This window comes from Pedobacter africanus, assembly GCF_040548825.1.
Classification (GTDB): domain Bacteria; phylum Bacteroidota; class Bacteroidia; order Sphingobacteriales; family Sphingobacteriaceae; genus Pedobacter; species Pedobacter africanus_A.
In genome coordinates this window covers 44,964-61,441 of the sequence record NZ_JBEPSL010000003.1, presented here as the reverse complement: position 1 = coordinate 61,441, position 16,478 = coordinate 44,964, and the positions used below count along the sequence as shown (strand labels likewise).

Below are 16,478 nucleotides of genomic sequence, written 5' to 3'. Positions count from 1 at the left end.
TTTAAGTTTAGTTGATACGGGAGGCTGTAACCACACAATTCCTCCCGCTCAACGGATTCTAACAAATAGAGCATTAACTTGCCATTACTTTACAGGTATACTAAATTCCACTTCATCGGTAATACACTGGTGCTTATCACAAGTCATGAAGTTGATCTTACCCTTTACAATTTCTCTCGCCCCATTGGGGAGAGATCCCCCTTGTGGGGAGAGAGGGGCCTTCAATTTTATCACCTGCACAAAATCTACCTTTTCTACAAAGTAGTGCACATCTACACCAAACACCTCTTCATGTTTAATCCGCTTAAAGCCTACTTCCTTAGCTTTACCGCCCAGCAATACATTGTCATTAGGGTTAAAGGTAATGGCAGTAGGCAGTGGCCCGCCTTTAGGCGTAAACTGGCTGTATATGTTCCAGCCTGCTTCTACCTCAGCAGTAAAGTGCAATTCATAAAAACCTGGTTTTATTTTCTTTGCAGAGAAATTCCAGCGGGCTTTCCGGCCCTGTGCATCTGCTGCCATCACCATAAAAAAGCAGTAAAGTAAAATCAATGTCTTTTTCATCATTTCTTGTCTTTATAAAAATCCTGTATCCTTTCTTCCAAATCCATCAGGTGCGCCCGGCTCATGCGATCAACAGTCCGACCCACCGCAGCCTTAACCATACCATGCAAAGTTCTGATCTCCATTTTCACTACAGTTGAAACATCGTTCAAGTCTGGCTTAGTAGCTGGGAATGGTGTGGAATCTTTTGGCTTCAATACCTGCATCAACCTGTCCAGGTAAGCCTTTTGCAAATTCCGGCGATAAACGCTGATCGCTTTCCCCGAAGTCAATTCGCTAAAAATGCCTTTTCGTAAATCCTGTAATAACTCCGCAGGGCTGTAGGCGGCTTTGCCACTAATCCCTACATACTGCTGCATCATAAACAGATTGCCCTGATCCAGCAGTTTACTTAATACTTTGCCTTGCGAATTGCTTATGACACCTGTCAATCCCGCAGCTCCCGTTTTATTGAACAGTTCTTTGTTCAGCAGCCACAAAGGCGTGTCAAACAATTGGTTTTGTAAAAACTGAACAGCTCCCTTTTGCCGCGCTTTAGCCACCGGCACAAACACATCTCCTTTAGTCTCAACTGTGAGCGGGTTGTTCATTACCCCGCCGATATACCTAACCACATGCCCAAGGTAGCGGTCATACTGTTTCAATACCTCTCCATACATCATCGCGGCATTGCTATAGTCGGCATTCGGCTCAGCTGTCCATTTCAAAATATTGGGAACTATCCTTTTCAGGTTCTTTATGCCATAGGCACCCGCTTGCATTGCATTATCTCCCAAGTCTTCACTCTGGTTACGTGGATCTGCCGTATTGGTTTCCGAGCCAAACCAAAGCCTTTTGTTCCCCGAATTTTTTGCAATGATCCAGTTGTTCAAATACGCCTTCTCCGCATCTGTTGACGGGAATCTATCTGCCGGGTACCAGCGGTAAGCCCATTCAATGGCCCATTTGTCATAATCCCCAATTCTTGGAAAAATACCTTTTTCTGTTATCCCATCTTCCGGCTGGGCCACATAGTTAAACCGGGCATAATCCATTATACTTGGCGTATGCCCATTTCCATCCAGCCATGCTTTGTTCCGCAGATTTTTAACCGGAACCATGGCCGATGAACCAAAGTTATGGCGCAGGCCTAACGTGTGCCCTATTTCGTGCGAAGACACAAAGCGGATCAGCTGCCCCATCAGTTTTTCGTCAAACTTCATTTTCCTTGCTCGGGGATCTATAGCACTGGCCTGCACAAAATACCAATCGCGCAATAATTTCATAATATTATGGTACCAGTTTACATGGCTTTCCAATATTTCTCCCGTTCTGGGGTCATTCACATGTGGCCCACTGGCATTACCTATTGTCGATGGCTTATATACAATCACATTATACCGGGCATCTTCTATGCTCCAGGTACTGTCCTGCTCTTTTGTAGGAGCTTCCTTTGCAACTATGGCATTCTTAAAGCCAGCTGCTTCAAATGCTACATTCCAGTCATTTACACCTTGCATCAGATAAGGCACCCATTGTTTTGGCGTAGCAGGATCTATATAAAACACAATTTGCTTTACTGGCTCAACCAATTCACCCTTTAGGTAACGCTCCCTGTCTGCTGGCTTAGGCTCCAATCGCCAACGCGTTATCATCTCCACATTATCAACTCCCTGCGGATTACTGTTAAAATCGTTATAACCAACCGTAAAATAGCCTACCCTTTGGTCAGTTAGTCTAGGTCGCATGGGTATTCCTGGCAACAGCATAACAGAGGTATTCAGCTCATAACTGGCAAAACCACCACTGCTTTTGCTATAGGTCTTCATGGTTTTGATTTCCATATTGGTCGGATAAGAACGCACACCTAAGATGTAGGAGCGGTCAGGTGTTAGCCCGCCCAGTTGCATAGCTGTTTTAATCTTTGCATCAAAAAACAGCAGGTCATTATCCCCGTTCAGGTACTCGGTTATATCTATAATACTTCCATTCTTGTTTTTTGATAAAGCCTTGATCTCAAAAGATTGTACAATGGGTTGTATGTTGGAGTTCAATAAAGAACGGTACATCATTGCGGTACTGTCTCCGGCACGTTCCGCAAAAGATATTTGACGGATAAACAGTTTATCGTTTAAGCCCTTATCAAACCGGATCACTTTATTATTGATCTGATCACCACTATAGCCCATCATTTGAGCCCGGTTTTCAGCAGCAGATTTGGAAATTCTGCTGATGATAATGATGTCCCTGTTTAATAAACTGTCTGATATTTCTAAGTAATATTTGTCTTCTTGTTTGTAAATGTTCAGCAGGCCGCTATCGGCTAATGCTTTTGATGTGATTAAGGTTGCAAAAGGTTTTGGAACTTTTGCAAGTGGCATTGGCGTTTTAATGGTGTCCTTTGCAACAACTGCTGCTGTTTTGCTGTTTGGATACTTGCTTCGTTTCTTAAAAACGCTGCAGCTCCAAAGACAAAGCGAAAGGCTTGTAAATGTTAAAATATATTTGAATTGAGGTTTCATATGTTGTGTAATACTGTCACATGCTTTTAAAAGCATGTGACAGTAAGCTGATCTAAAAATGATTTTTGAGTTTAATATTTATACTGGTTATTCCATAAGCGTAGTACTCAGATAGCCTCATATAAATAGGCTCGCTTATTGTAATTATAGGCCTACTTGGATTTGAAAAATCCGTTTGTGCGTAAATCGCGCATAAGCGTTGGTTACCAGAACACAATTCCCCTATATTCATTGGCCTGTAATACATGGGGTTAATGGCGTTGGAGAAAGTACTGGTTACCAAAGGATCGAACATGAACCATTGGTAAAACCCAGCAGTCGACTTGTTTTTTGAACTCGTGTCTGGTTTAGATGTGACAGGCTTAAACGCAACTATTCCTGCCAAAATAAAAAGGCAAACAATTCCAACTAAGCTTAACTTCAACTTTTTCATAATGTTTAATTTTTGTATTAGTGAATGATTAATTGATTTCTGAAATGACAAACATCTTTTGCATTCTTCTACCTTCTACAATATCGTACCCCTGTGTTTTTAGTACTTTTTGCAAGACAGGAATATCATTAGGTGAAGAAAATGAGATCTTTTTTGGGATATATAAAGAAATATCTTTCGCTACGCCAGACTCATTCAGTATAGGCCATGCGTTTTTGCCGGTTGTCTGGGCTAAATAGTTCTGCAGTGAACGAATTCCATTGTACAATTCTTCAATTGAAATCTTCGTCATATTACTTTTATCAGAAAAAACCACTTTTTTAGGACCATTTTTGCTCTTTGTTAAGATCAGGCACTTCGCCATTCTGTTTTCTATTAGCCCGTTCAAACCAAAATATTTATTGGCATCTTGCCGTATATAATCTGCAAGCGTTTTCTCATCCACCTTACGGTTTAATTTCAACTCATAACAATAGCTATTATCCCGAAGCCATTCATTACGGTATCCTTTAGTGAAATAGCGAACGGAATCTTTGGTTTCTAATAAAATATTGGTAGGCGTAAGACCGTTGGTAAGCAAATATTTTCTGTAAAAGCTTAATATATCTGCATTTTTATAACTTACCAGTATTTTGGAGCCAGATGTATCAATGTCAGTATAACTATCGATTCCCCTAAGGTAAGTAGTAAAGAAGGCATAATTCTGATCTTTCAATCCCGAAAATTCTGGCCGGACTAGGTACTCGCTTACAGGCTTTTCGTAAGAAAATTCCTTGATTTCACTTTCCCATTGAGGGTAAATACCATCCAACATTTTTTGGATTTCCTTCTTGTTCACATACTCGGGGTGGGCAATAGCCCGTACTACTCTGTTTCCATCAATCCAAACTTGAAATGCAACACGCCGAGGAAAATATTGAGCAAAATCGTTATCCAAAATTGTGGGTAAATCAGTCTTAAATAGTTTCGGTGTGATACGCCAAAAAGAGTCGATTTGATTTACAAATGCTTTATTAAAACCTTTGGTTGGAATAGCATGAATAATTGGAAGAAAAACAACCTTATCACCAAAATATTTTTGTAGTGAGTCCATTTTTGGCATGTCATCTATACAAGATGAACAGTTGGGCCCCCAAAAATCCAAAATGATAAGTTTTCCTTTGTAGTCAGAGAGTTTTGCTTTTCCAGGAGTATGATATAATATCCTATTAATCTCCAGATCCGGCAACTGTTGCCCGACTTTTAAGGAAGAATTTTGACCAAAGCCTTGCAAGCCTACCACCAATAAGGCGGTAAGAAAATTTAATTTTACTTTCATATGTGTGTATTTTATGTTACGGGTTTTGTTGCATACCTGTTTGTTCAATGATCTTGCTTGGAATTTTCAACAGGTAACGTGGGCTATTTGGAAGCAAGATATATTCCTGTCCATTCACAATACGTCTAGGCGTTACGGAAAATAAAGGATCATTTTGCAATCGTCGCAAATCTTCCCACCGTAGTGTCCTGAAGACAAGCTCCTTTCTTCTTTCTCCTAAAATATAGGTTAAAGCTTCATTTCTATTGCTCGCCGAGAAAACAACGAATGTCCCGGTTTTCCAGCGTGTGATTAGTAAATCATTCAACGTTTCCATTGCTTCATTTACTTTCCCAGTCCTGGCCAGACATTCTGCCTTAATTAAGTACATTTCATCCGTAGCCAAACCTGCAAATACAAAGGGACTAGGGTCATAATCAATAAATCCAGTTCCATCATAATCACCTTTAAAGCAATATGTCCCATTACTATTTTGATGAAAGAAACAGCTTTTCCTAAGGTCATTGATATGATATGATTTTACTAATGTAGAATCTACAAAGGTTGGTTGGTAAGCAAAAATTCTCCCACCAGTAGTCATTGGAAAGATTACTTCCTTGTTAAATCTGTTAATTGGATTTGTACTCGAAGCATTTAAATCATTAAAGTTCATCAGTTGTGAATTTAGAACTAAGACTTTCTCGGCATAAATGCCTGCATTAGCATAATCTTTCATACTTAAATAAACACGAGCCAAAAGACCGTGGGCAGCAGCTTTGATAGGTCGATTGGGACTGCTTTGGTTTTCCGGGAGCAAATCAGCACTCTCTTTAAGATCTGAAATGATTTGATGATAAGTCTGTTCATTCGTAGCTCTTACCGAAGGTGCATTGAAATCTGAAGTATTTCTAAGTACGATTCCCAAATCATTTTTAGCTGTATTTTGGTCAAAAGGGTTTGCATACATTTGGGTCAAACCGTAGTAATAAAAAGCTCTAAAAAACAAGGCACTTCCTTTAAGATGTTTTTTCAATGCTGCTTCATCCTTTTTAAAAGAAACTTTATCTACGTGATCCAGCACAACATTGAATGTTAAAATTGAACTATAGGAACTTGCCCAAGGACTAGCATACAATACTTCTTTACCGCTCCAAGTAGCAATATTTCTGTAGTCCTCTAGTACATTATTCCATGATTCTGGATAATAATCGTCGGTCATCATTTCTGATAAAATTGGGTACGAAGAATTAAGCTGCTGGTAGTTGTCCATTAATAACTGTAAATCTATAATGGTACTTGGTACTGCCAATGACAAATCCGGTTTTTCATCTAGATATTTTTTACAGGAGAAACAGAGCAAGCCTAGGACTATTATTATAAGTCTCATTTTGATTATTGTTTTCATCTTACAATTTTAAAATGTTAAATTAACCGCCACAGAAACACTCTTTGACGCAATATTTCCACCAGGGCTTTCAGGATCAAGGCCGGATTTATTCGCCCTCCATAGAATTAAATTTAGGTTAGAAAGATTTGTGGTCAAGCCTATACTTTTAAAGGGGAGTCCTTTAAAAGTTGATTTATTTATGGCATATGATAAGGAGAAATCATCAATTCGGATATGATCACCTCTTTCGACTCTAATTTCAGATCTACTATAAAAGATATCTCGGCTATAAGAAAAAGGATAGGAAAATGACGGTATAATAGTACGCTTCTCGTCTCCAGGTGCCTTCCATCTGTCATAATATTCGTCGCTTAAACTTGTAATTCCAAATTGATATTGAACAAGTGCATACTGCAATGGTAGTCTTCTAAAAAAATAATTAAACTTATATACCACATTGGCTGAAAGTGTAAACCCCTTATATGAAATGCTATTCATGAAATTTCCAAAACAAACTGGTACAGCAGAACCATGCTTTATAACATCGGGAAAAAGTGTTGAACTGGTTATTGTCGCCCAATCTTTACTAGTTTCTCCATTTACTACTCCTTGTGGATCGCCACTTTCAGGATCAAGGCCTCTCCATTTATAACTCGTGATCAAATAAGGGTTGTAACCTTCGATAGGATAAAGATCTCCACCAAGAATCGCATTAGTTAAATCTTGTTCGAGCAAATATTTTGAGACTTCAAATTTCGCCGTGCTAAAATTTGAAGTTATATTCCAATTAAAAGCTCGAGATTTTACTACGTTCGCAGAAAGCTTAATATCAATTCCACTTCCTTTCATGTTTGCAGAATTGGCACTTATAAAACCAATACCAGTTGTCTGATCAATTGGCCGATTTGCTAAAACATCTGTTGATTTCTTTTTATAATATTCTATGCTACCTGCAATCCTTCCATTTTTGAATCCAAAATCAATACCCATATTTAACGTACGCACCTTTTCCCATCTCAGTTCAGGATTTCCTAGGTTAGCAATTGCGGCAAAAGGCAAATTAACTGCCGGAACTCCAAAAGGCGATTGATAAACAATAGTAGTCAATGCGGATCCAAGATTTGTATTCCCACCGTTTCCGTAACTCATTCTTACGTTAAGGATTGGTAAAAATCCTAAAGAATAAAATTTTTCCTGGTTAACTTTCCATAAAAAACCAGTACTCCAAAATGGACGTCCCCTTTCGTTGGTCTTCACTCCTAGGAGATTTGCAGCATCCTTTCTAATGCTACCTGAAAGCGTGTACTTATTATTGTAAGTGTAAGATCCATTGGAATATAGGCCGATAAAACGATTGTTTTTAGAATTCATTTTACCACTTATATCTGGAATAAGTCTCGCCGCTCCAATGTAAACAGGATATGGATTGACATAATCTACTGGAATAATTGTAGATAGTTCGCCACTATACCCGTAATTCCGATTTCCGTTATAGCTAGTTTTACTCTCACTCATTTCCGCCCCACCAATAATATTTATCTCGTGTATATTATTCCAATTTTGGGCAAAGCTAAAGCTTGTTCTAAACTTTTGATCGGATAATTCACTATTTGTCAAATCGAGAATTCCTCCCATTGGCACAGGATTTCTTTTATATGTTGGAAGATTGGAATCAAAATTTGTATAGAGATTAATCAAATCCCTTGCATAATAGGAGTCAATGGAATAGTAAGTACGGTTAATTCCTGTACTTTTTAAGTATTGGTAATCAACATTTAGCTTAAGTCCTTTTATGAGGTTGTACGATAAATTAACACGGCCTGAAAAAGTCTGGCTTTTAGTTGTCAGGTCACTGTTATTTATTTCTTCCAACGGCTTATAACTCCAATCTAACAATCTTCCTGCACCAACGGTATCTGTAAAGGAAGTCTTAAAATATCGAGGTACAGCCAAAGCATTCCCCTGATGGTCAGCGAGATTATAGTAATTAGGGATTGTACTTAGAAAACCATATTCAAAACTGTTGTTTGTTGCCCTTAAATCCGTATTAAAATTCAGTGCTGTTTGTACCACCAATTTATTGGACAATTGAATGGTATTACCAGCGCTTAAAGTAAATCGCGTATTGTCATTCCGCTTCAAATTACCTAAATCTTTATTGTACCCTGCGGATATAAAATATTTGACAGCATTAGAACCTCCGGAAATATTTAACGCATAACTTTGATTGTATGTATTACGGTAAATATATTTCAAATAGTCATTTCTAACATCTGTATGTCTTAATACATTTAGTTGTCTGTCCGATTCCTCCTTTGTTATTTTACTGTTTTTTAAATCATCAAGAATCATTGCAACTTTTGAAACCGGCGCCATTGGATTACTCAATGAAAAATTGTACAGGCCCTTTTCGTATAGAAACTGTTCCAAATCTACAATCACATCAGTAGATACAATGGGCAATTTAAAGAGATCAGGTTTGCCCGCTATTACAATGCTGGAAGTTAAAGAAACCTGTGCTTTCTGGTTGTATTTACCTTGCTTAGTAGTAATTACTATTACACCATTACCAGCTTTGGCTCCCCAGATTGAAGCTGCTGCAGCATCACGTAAAATTGTAATGTTATCTACATCATTTGGATTAATGTTATTGATATCACCTTCATAAGGAAAATTATCTACTACAATTAAAGGTGTGGCTAATGCTTCGGTAAATGAATACATTCCGCGCAATTGAAGACGCTGTTGTCCGCCAGTCGATTGATTATTTCTATTCTTATCAAATAACAAACTTGGAACTAAACCATTCAATCTTGCCAGAATATTTCCATCCACCCTTCTGTTAATCGTTGTGCTATCAATAAATACAAAACTTCCGGTAGCACGGTCTTTCGGTATTTTCTGGTAACCCGTGCTATAAGTAACTCCAACTTCTTCCAACTGCACCTGTTTGGTTCGCACATTCACTTCCATATTTTCCTTACCTTTTACCTTTACCTCATAGGTTTCAATGGTAACTCCACTAAAAACCAGCGTAGCCTTTTCATCTACATTACTTAAGAAAAACTCTCCCTTGGCATTGGTAGTAGTACCCCTGTTTGTGCCTTTAATCACCACAGTTATCCCCTCCAGCGCTTCGCCCTTTTCATTCCGTACCAAACCACGAACATCAATAGCAGCAAGGGTGGCAACCACCCTTTCCAGAAAGGAAGGCTCTTTAGGCTTAATTACAATGGTATTGTCTTCTATAACATAAGTAAAATCAAGGTTTGAAAGCGTTTGGTTCAATACAGTATTTACACTGGTATTTTTAAAATTTGCATCCAGTTTTTGGGCAATGTTCAACTTATCACCAGGTAACAATACATTTAAGCCTGTTTGCCTGGTAATCTGGTTAAATACCTGTTCAAGAGAAGCGTTTTTTTGTACATACGTAACATTTTGTGCAAGGCCAGCAGCGCTAGCTTGTACCAGGAGAGCGGTCATAATAACTATGATCATTTTCATAATCAAAAGTATTTTAGGTGGCAGCCATTTAAACAGCGTACCACAATTTAAAGCATAATTCATACTTTTGTGTAGTTGGGTTAATTCGTTAAACTGATGTCGCAATTTGTTTTTTGGGTAACCCGGCTTCGCGTAGAAGTGTTAGAGCACTTCTGCGCTTTTTTGCTTAGGGCCCGCTCTTGTTTATTTACGCTTTCTTTTTTCTTTTCTCATCTGTTTGGTTTAGTTTTAATGGTTAATTGATTATGTTTAATGGGGTTGGTTAAGTCCCGATGATCCTATTTTTGTACAAACACTGTTCTCCCCTCCAATTTAAATTTAGCCTGCCCGGTAAGCTGCAGCTTGCTCAGCACTTGTGATATGTTTTCAAAACGGCTCACTTTACCCCAAATAACGGCCTTGCGCAGGTTTTCATCCTTATAAACAACTTCTACATCGTACCAGCGCGCCACCTTTTGCATTATGCTTTCCAGGGCTTCGTTTTGAAAACTGAACTGGCCTTCTTTCCAGGCTATGGCCTGGCTGGCATCAACCTGGGTAACTTTTATTTCATTATTGGCCGTTAGAATGGATTGCTGGTTTGGTTTGAGAACTTGAGATTGCTTCGTTGTTCCTCCTCTCAATGACGATACACTTACCGATCCTTCTAATAGGGTTGTTTTAATGGCTTCACCTGGATAGGCACTGATGTTAAAATGCGTGCCTAGTACTTCCGTTCGCTGCCCATTGCTTTCTACTATAAATGGCCGTTTTGCGTCTTTAGCAACCTCGAAATAAGCCTCTCCTTCAAGTTTTACAATTCTTTGGAGTTTATTCCTATAATTTGATTCAAACTTCAATTTACTAGCAGCATTTAACCAAGCTTTTGTGCCATCTTGCAAAATAATGGAATAAATTCCACCACGTAGTGCGGCGACTTCCAGGGTGAGATCCTTCGCATTCGCTCTGGATGACGGGAGGTTGATGCCGAGAGCCGATGGATCTATTGTAGTTCCATCGTTATATTTTATATCATCGTTTACAGCAATACCTGTTTTGGCCTCGCTAAGGTTTATGGTTTTGCCACCAGCAGTTAACACAGCACGGTTGCCACCCGGGCCAATGTCGTTGGCATAGTTCTGAGATCCTGAAACAAGTTCAGGATGACGGGGAGCAGAGAAAAACCAGATGCCGAATGTTATTGCTGCTACCGCAGCAGCTACGCCAACAATGCGCGGCCATAGTTTAATTTTTACAGCGTTTGCCAAAGGCAGCCTGGCTTCCAGTTTAAGTAAACGCTCGTTAAGCATTTCATCAGAAAGCACAGGGCCATCAAAGCGGCCAAAGGTAACCCAACTTTCCAGTTGCGCCTTCTCTGCTGCTGTGCATTGCCCTTGCTGGTATTTTACAAGCAATTCTTTGAAGTTGGCTTCGTTCATTATCCTATTGCATTAAATACATCACATTATCAATTAACACTGCCTAAAGGGTTAAAAAAATATGAATATAATTTTAAATAAAATGTAACTTATTGGTTTTTAGCACTATAAAATGCAGCTACTACAGGTAAAACAACACTACCAAAGTACCTAGTTTTACTTTTAATATTTTTAAGGCATGGTGCATATGGCTTTTTACCGTCTCTTCCGAAAGGGCCAGCTCTGCTGCAATCTCTTTTCTGGTGTAGCCTGTTTTACGGCTCAGGTCAAACACTTCTCTCATTTTTTTAGGGAGGGCAGCAACTTCCTTTTCTATTAATGCCGAAAGCTCTTTGTGCCTGATCAGATGATCGGTTTCATCTGCCTGGTATTCCTCTTGCAGGTACTCGTTAAAAGAATCAAGGTACCTTGCAGAAAGCTTACGTTTAGAAAAAACATTGATAACCTGGTACCGGATGGCGTTGTACAGATAGGGTGCCAGCGGAAACTCTTCTTTTAGCTCTGCCCGCTTATTCCATAAAGACAGGAAAAGTTCATGCAGCAAATCTTCTACTTCCTGCTCATCGCTAAGGCGTTTTAATGCAAAAGCATATAATAGTTTTTTGTACCTGTTATAGATTTCGGTATAGGCATACTGGTTGCCCTGCTTTAGCAAAGCGGTTAATTCCTGATCCGATAGTAAGCTATACTTAGCCATGTTATGGGTGCCCCTTTTATATAAAATTAAGAAATTTTCGTGGCAAGTCTAGAAATAAAATAGTATTGGCTGGTAAAATATTTTTATAAATATTTTAATAGTGTATGGGTTACACTCAATATTTTAACAACAAAAACAGGCTTTGGGCGTGGCCCAAAGTTGCTTTTCAAAGAAAATAATTGGTATAAATATTACGTATTTATTTAATGGTCAGCAAATACTGTGGACGCAGTGCGTCCACAATTCTATTATTGGTAAAAAATGCCAGCAAACTGTATTATTCTACACAGCTTCCTTTCTAAAGAAGATGAGCTATATAATTGTATACGCAGTGCGTATACAATTGATAAACTGAAAGGTGAATAGCTCATTAATTGAGTTAAAAATGCTTAGCTATGTACCTTTTTGAATTAATGCTTATTTATTCTAATGGCCATAAAATTGGATACAATAGATAACGAGCCGAAAATTGCGAAAATTAAAAGACCAATTATTGAAAATGCATTGCCAAAGGTGCTTTTATTCATAATTAATAGCACAATACTAAATAAAAACAGACATGCAATGATAGACAGTCGGTTAGCACACATACCTTTTATACCACGCCAAAAAAGATACCCTCCCGAAAACATGACTATCATGAGGTAAATAGTACTTAACAGTGCATTCAAAACCATCACATTCCCTATTTCCAGGATCGGCTGTGCTGCACCGGTTCCGGTTAAGAAACTTAGTATTGGCAGATAAAAAAACATAAACCAGGAAATTTTATCGTCATCAATATAAAGTATAGCGAATGAAACTGCGGTTATAGTTTGATATAAGGCTAGCTGATTTTTCATAAAAAATTTTGTTACAGTTGAAGTTCCATTGCACTTGGTTAGAGTTTATACATGCCAAACTAGGGTAGATAATATTCTATTTTTACGTTTCCGGTATGGGCTTTATGCGCTTTGAACTGTACGGATATTTTAGGATTATAACAATCTACTCTATATTCCTCAGCAATTTTACCTCCCGGTATTACAATTGAATGAACCATGATACTATCATCGGTTTGCCCGTTTACCTTTAAGATTAAAGTACTTGGAGATGTTACCCTGGTTTCAGCTGTTAACAATGTATCTCTTGAAACATCTGAAATAACCCATTCACCTTTGTTATTTGGATTACATGAGGTCAGCAAAATACATGACAAGAGCAGGAAGAGATTTTTTTTAATCATGGTTGATTATTTTTTTCATAGTTATATTGAGTTTAGATCATATAGCAAAGAACAGCATCCGCTTAAAAAATTTCTGTTCTCAATTAATGCAAGATACACTATTTGATATTCAGCAGCTAGTGATGAAAAGGAGAAAACAAATATTATTTCGTTTAGTCATCTAAAAGCCTCTCAAGCAGAACTATGTTTCAAAAACACATGCCATTTCCGGACAGGTTCCTGAAGTGAACAGAGTTCTGGGAATTGACAAAACACAGGTGTAGGTTTGCTATGCCAAAACCGAAACTATGCCAGAAGAAATAAGCCTAGCACTAACCAGGGTCGCTGTCAGAAAAAAGCCACATAAAAAGAATGATGAACTATTAAAGGGCGCATTTGAAGAGAACTTTTATGATTTCCTGCGCTTTATGTATTCAGATGCTGACGAGGTGATAGATTTTGAAAAGGGAATTGAGTTTATGGACAAAGAGCTTCATACCATTATTCCCGTAAGGGAAAGAAGAAAAGGCAAACGCCAGGCAGATCTTTTAGCAAAGCTGTACCTTAAAAATGGTACCGAAAAATGGGTATTGTTGAATGTAGAAATAGAGGGCAGCAACGATCCGGAATTTGCTTATCGCCTCTTTCAATACAATTACCGGATAAGAGACCGCTACAACGTTTCTGTAGCTACAATTGCTGTTTTTACAGGCTCCGAAAACCAGAGCAGACAAACGACGTATAAAGACCAGCTTTTAGGTACAACCCTCTCTTTTACCTATTTAACTTATAATATTTTTGATCATTCCCCGGAAACACTTATTGCCATACGAAACCCATTTGCCCTAATTGTTCTGGCTTGTCAAAAAGCAATACTAGAAGGGAAAATACCGGATGAAGAGCTTGGCCAGGAACGACTTACCATCGCAAAAGCGCTGCTAGCCCAGAATTACGACCATGACCGCATCATAAGTTTCATGTGGTTTTTGAAGAATTTTATATTTATTGACAATCAAGATATTAATCATAAATTTGATCAGCAGATCGAAACATTAACAGGAGGAAAACTCGATATGGGAATTATTGAAACTATAAAAATGCAGGAAAGACGGGAAGGCAAAGCTGAGGGACTGGAAATTGGCAAAGCTGAGGGCCGTCACGAAGAGGCTTTGGAAATTGCCCGTGAGCTCAAAAAAGAAGGTTTATCTATTGAGTTTATTGCTAAAACCACCAAGCTTTCCGTAGAAGAAGTACAGGCGCTCAAAACTTAATACCAACAGTCAATTCTATAGCCTCTCCATTAAAAGAAATATTCTTCATATTTTACATCCAAATTTCCACCATGGTTTTGGTTCTCTGTAAAAACCTTCTTACAGATTGTACATTCAATTCTTTCTTAAACATAAGAGAAAATAATTTAGCTGACGGTATGATATTGAATTTTCATGAGTCAGCAACTACTGATGAGAAGTAGTAAACAAATATTATTTTGTTTAGTCATCTAAAAGCCTCTCAAGCAGAACTATGTTTCAAAAATACATGCCATTTCCGGACGCGTTCCTGAAGTGAACAGAGTTCTGGGAATTGACAAAACACTGGTGTAGGTTTGCTATGTCAAAACCGAAACTATGCCAGAAGAAATAAGCCTAGCACTAACCAGGGTCGCTGTCAGAAAAAAGCCACATAAAAAGAATGATGAACTATTAAAGGGCGCATTTGAAGAGAACTTTTATGATTTCCTGCGCTTTATGTATTCAGATGCTGACGAGGTGATAGATTTTGAAAAGGGAATTGACTTTAATTGTTCTGGCTTGTCAAAAAGCAATACTAGAAGGGAAAATACCGGATGAAGAGCTTGGCCAGGAACGACTTACCATCGCAAAAGCGCTGCTAGCCCAGAATTACGACCATGACCGCATCGTAAGTTTCATGTGGTTTTTGAAGAATTTTATATTTATTGACAATCAAGATATTAATCATAAATTTGATCAGCAGATCGAAACACTAACAGGAGGAAAACTCGATATGGGAATTATTGAAACTATAAAAATGCAGGAAAGACGGGAAGGCAAAGCTGAAGGCCGTCACGAAGAGGCTTTGGAAATTGCCCGTGAGCTCAAAAAAGAAGGTTTATCTATTGAGTTTATTGCTAAAACCACCAAACTTTCCGTAGAAGAAGTACAGGCGCTCAAAACTTAATACCAACAGTCAATTCTATAGCCTCTCCATTAAAAGAAATATTCTTCATATTTTACATCCAAATTTCCACCATGGTTTTGGTTCTCTGTAAAAACCTTCTTACAGATTGTACATTCAATTCTTTCTTAAACATAAGAGAAATTAATTTAGCTGACGGTATGATATTGAATTTTCATGAGTCAGCAACTACTGATGAGAAGTAGTAAACAAATATTATTTCGTTTAGTCATCTAAAAGCCTCTCAAGCAGAACTATGTTTCAAAAATACATGCCATTTCCGGACGCGTTCCTGAAGTGAACAGAGTTCTGGGAATTGACAAAACACTGGTGTAGGTTTGCTATGTCAAAACCGAAACTATGCCAGAAGAAACCAGTCTCGCCCGTACTACAGATATATCTGAAACCATCACGTCACGGTATATAGATTTTAAGCTTGATTTTTCATTTCATCACTTTTTTGCCAAGGAAGGCCATCTTGATTTATTAAGAGACTTTTTAAATGGCGTATTTGAAGGCCGTAAAGTAATTAAAGAAGTAAGACTGGGGAAAACAGAGCGAAAGGGAGATCAGAAAGACAACCGAAAAACAGTATTTGATGTGTATTGCACCGGCGAGAAAGGTGAGAATTTCGTTGTAGAAATGCAAAAAGGTAATCAGAAGCATTTTAAAGATCGACTTCTCTTTTATACAGCTAACCTGGTGCAGGAACATGGCAAATCGGTAAAAGCAGACTGGGATTATAAACTACCAGAGGTTTACTTTGTAGCTGTAATGGACTTTATACTGGGTGATAACTCGGATGGCCATTATCTTCATGATGTCCGACTAGTAGAAATGCGTACTAAAAAACAATTCTATGATAAGCTAGGCTACATCTATATAGAATTGCCCAGGTTCACAAAAACACTGGAGCAACTGGAAACCAATGAAGACAAATGGCTATACTGTTTAAAGCATATGACAGAATTTAAAGAAATACCCGTACCTTTGAGTAGCAGCCCAACATTCAGAAAGCTGTTTGAGGTAGCAGAAGTAAGTAACCTAACGCCAGAAGAGATGAATGCTTATCAAAAAGAACTCAAAAGAAAACGGGATAATTACAGCCACGATCAGTATATCCTGGAACAGGGATTAGAACAGGGAAAACTGAGAGCCAGGCATGAAATGGCTCTCCAAATGATTAACGAAGGATATTTGATTGAAGAAATCATCAAACTTACCAGGCTAACAAAAGAAGAAATCCTTGCATTAAAAAAATAGCTCAGCAGAAA

12 protein-coding genes are annotated in these 16,478 nt (G+C 38.3%); 3 read left to right on the top strand and 9 right to left on the bottom strand.

Annotated elements, in window-relative coordinates; genetic code table 11:
• Positions 1-84 precede the first annotated feature (84 nt).
• The 9 genes from ABIE26_RS15875 to ABIE26_RS15835 form a co-directional block, all read right to left on the bottom strand.
• On the bottom strand, positions 85-567 hold the full coding sequence (locus ABIE26_RS15875) for a hypothetical protein (RefSeq protein ID WP_310143520.1): 483 nt from the start codon (positions 565-567) through the stop codon (positions 85-87).
• Positions 564-3,065, bottom strand: coding sequence for a zinc-dependent metalloprotease (locus ABIE26_RS15870; RefSeq protein WP_310143518.1), 2,502 nt, complete (start codon positions 3,063-3,065; stop codon positions 564-566). The genes ABIE26_RS15875 and ABIE26_RS15870 overlap by 4 nt, the downstream gene beginning before the upstream one ends.
• A gap of 461 nt (positions 3,066-3,526) precedes the next feature.
• A complete protein-coding gene (locus tag ABIE26_RS15865; protein ID WP_310143515.1) occupies positions 3,527-4,816 on the bottom strand; it encodes a TlpA family protein disulfide reductase in 1,290 nt (429 codons plus the stop codon).
• A gap of 16 nt (positions 4,817-4,832) precedes the next feature.
• Positions 4,833-6,200: a RagB/SusD family nutrient uptake outer membrane protein gene (locus tag ABIE26_RS15860; RefSeq protein WP_310143512.1), complete on the bottom strand. Its 1,368-nt coding sequence runs from the start codon at positions 6,198-6,200 to the stop codon at positions 4,833-4,835.
• 9 nt (positions 6,201-6,209) lie between these two features.
• On the bottom strand, positions 6,210-9,689 hold the full coding sequence (locus ABIE26_RS15855; protein ID WP_310143510.1) for a SusC/RagA family TonB-linked outer membrane protein: 3,480 nt from the start codon (positions 9,687-9,689) through the stop codon (positions 6,210-6,212).
• 278 nt (positions 9,690-9,967) lie between these two features.
• Entirely contained in the window at positions 9,968-11,107 is a 1,140-nt protein-coding gene (locus tag ABIE26_RS15850; RefSeq protein WP_310143507.1) for a FecR family protein, read from the bottom strand.
• Positions 11,108-11,228: 121 nt separating this feature from the next.
• The gene (locus ABIE26_RS15845) at positions 11,229-11,804 is read right to left on the bottom strand and encodes an RNA polymerase sigma factor (protein WP_310143504.1); all 576 of its coding nucleotides are present in this window, start codon (positions 11,802-11,804) and stop codon (positions 11,229-11,231) included.
• A gap of 410 nt (positions 11,805-12,214) precedes the next feature.
• Entirely contained in the window at positions 12,215-12,646 is a 432-nt protein-coding gene (locus ABIE26_RS15840) for a hypothetical protein (protein ID WP_310143501.1), read from the bottom strand.
• A 59-nt stretch (positions 12,647-12,705) separates the two neighbouring features.
• A complete protein-coding gene (locus ABIE26_RS15835) occupies positions 12,706-13,029 on the bottom strand; it encodes a hypothetical protein (RefSeq protein ID WP_310143498.1) in 324 nt (107 codons plus the stop codon).
• A gap of 287 nt (positions 13,030-13,316) precedes the next feature.
• Between ABIE26_RS15835 and ABIE26_RS15830 the strand changes: the two genes are divergently transcribed.
• The 3 genes from ABIE26_RS15830 to ABIE26_RS15820 all read left to right on the top strand — a co-directional run bounded on the left by ABIE26_RS15830 (position 13,317) and on the right by ABIE26_RS15820 (position 16,467).
• Positions 13,317-14,279 (top strand): hypothetical protein, encoded by a 963-nt coding sequence (locus tag ABIE26_RS15830; RefSeq protein WP_310143495.1) that lies wholly within the window; start codon positions 13,317-13,319, stop codon positions 14,277-14,279.
• 508 nt (positions 14,280-14,787) lie between these two features.
• Positions 14,788-15,207, top strand: coding sequence for a hypothetical protein (locus ABIE26_RS15825; RefSeq protein WP_310143493.1), 420 nt, complete (start codon positions 14,788-14,790; stop codon positions 15,205-15,207).
• A gap of 357 nt (positions 15,208-15,564) precedes the next feature.
• On the top strand, positions 15,565-16,467 hold the full coding sequence (locus tag ABIE26_RS15820) for an Rpn family recombination-promoting nuclease/putative transposase (protein WP_310143490.1): 903 nt from the start codon (positions 15,565-15,567) through the stop codon (positions 16,465-16,467).
• Positions 16,468-16,478 lie beyond the last annotated feature (11 nt).

Excerpts from the sequence above, each read along its gene's own strand:
- ABIE26_RS15875 (WP_310143520.1), bottom strand. The coding sequence starts at position 567 with ATGATGAAAAAGACATTGATTTTACTTTACTGCTTTTTTATGGTGATG.
- ABIE26_RS15870 (WP_310143518.1), bottom strand. The coding sequence starts at position 3,065 with ATGAAACCTCAATTCAAATATATTTTAACATTTACAAGCCTTTCGCTT.
- ABIE26_RS15865 (WP_310143515.1), bottom strand. The coding sequence starts at position 4,816 with ATGAAAGTAAAATTAAATTTTCTTACCGCCTTATTGGTGGTAGGCTTG.
- ABIE26_RS15860 (WP_310143512.1), bottom strand. The coding sequence starts at position 6,200 with ATGAAAACAATAATCAAAATGAGACTTATAATAATAGTCCTAGGCTTG.
- ABIE26_RS15855 (WP_310143510.1), bottom strand. The coding sequence starts at position 9,689 with ATGAAAATGATCATAGTTATTATGACCGCTCTCCTGGTACAAGCTAGC.
- ABIE26_RS15850 (WP_310143507.1), bottom strand. The coding sequence starts at position 11,107 with ATGAACGAAGCCAACTTCAAAGAATTGCTTGTAAAATACCAGCAAGGG.
- ABIE26_RS15845 (WP_310143504.1), bottom strand. The coding sequence starts at position 11,804 with ATGGCTAAGTATAGCTTACTATCGGATCAGGAATTAACCGCTTTGCTA.
- ABIE26_RS15840 (WP_310143501.1), bottom strand. The coding sequence starts at position 12,646 with ATGAAAAATCAGCTAGCCTTATATCAAACTATAACCGCAGTTTCATTC.
- ABIE26_RS15835 (WP_310143498.1), bottom strand. The coding sequence starts at position 13,029 with ATGATTAAAAAAAATCTCTTCCTGCTCTTGTCATGTATTTTGCTGACC.
- ABIE26_RS15830 (WP_310143495.1), top strand. The coding sequence starts at position 13,317 with ATGCCAGAAGAAATAAGCCTAGCACTAACCAGGGTCGCTGTCAGAAAA.
- ABIE26_RS15820 (WP_310143490.1), top strand. The coding sequence starts at position 15,565 with ATGCCAGAAGAAACCAGTCTCGCCCGTACTACAGATATATCTGAAACC.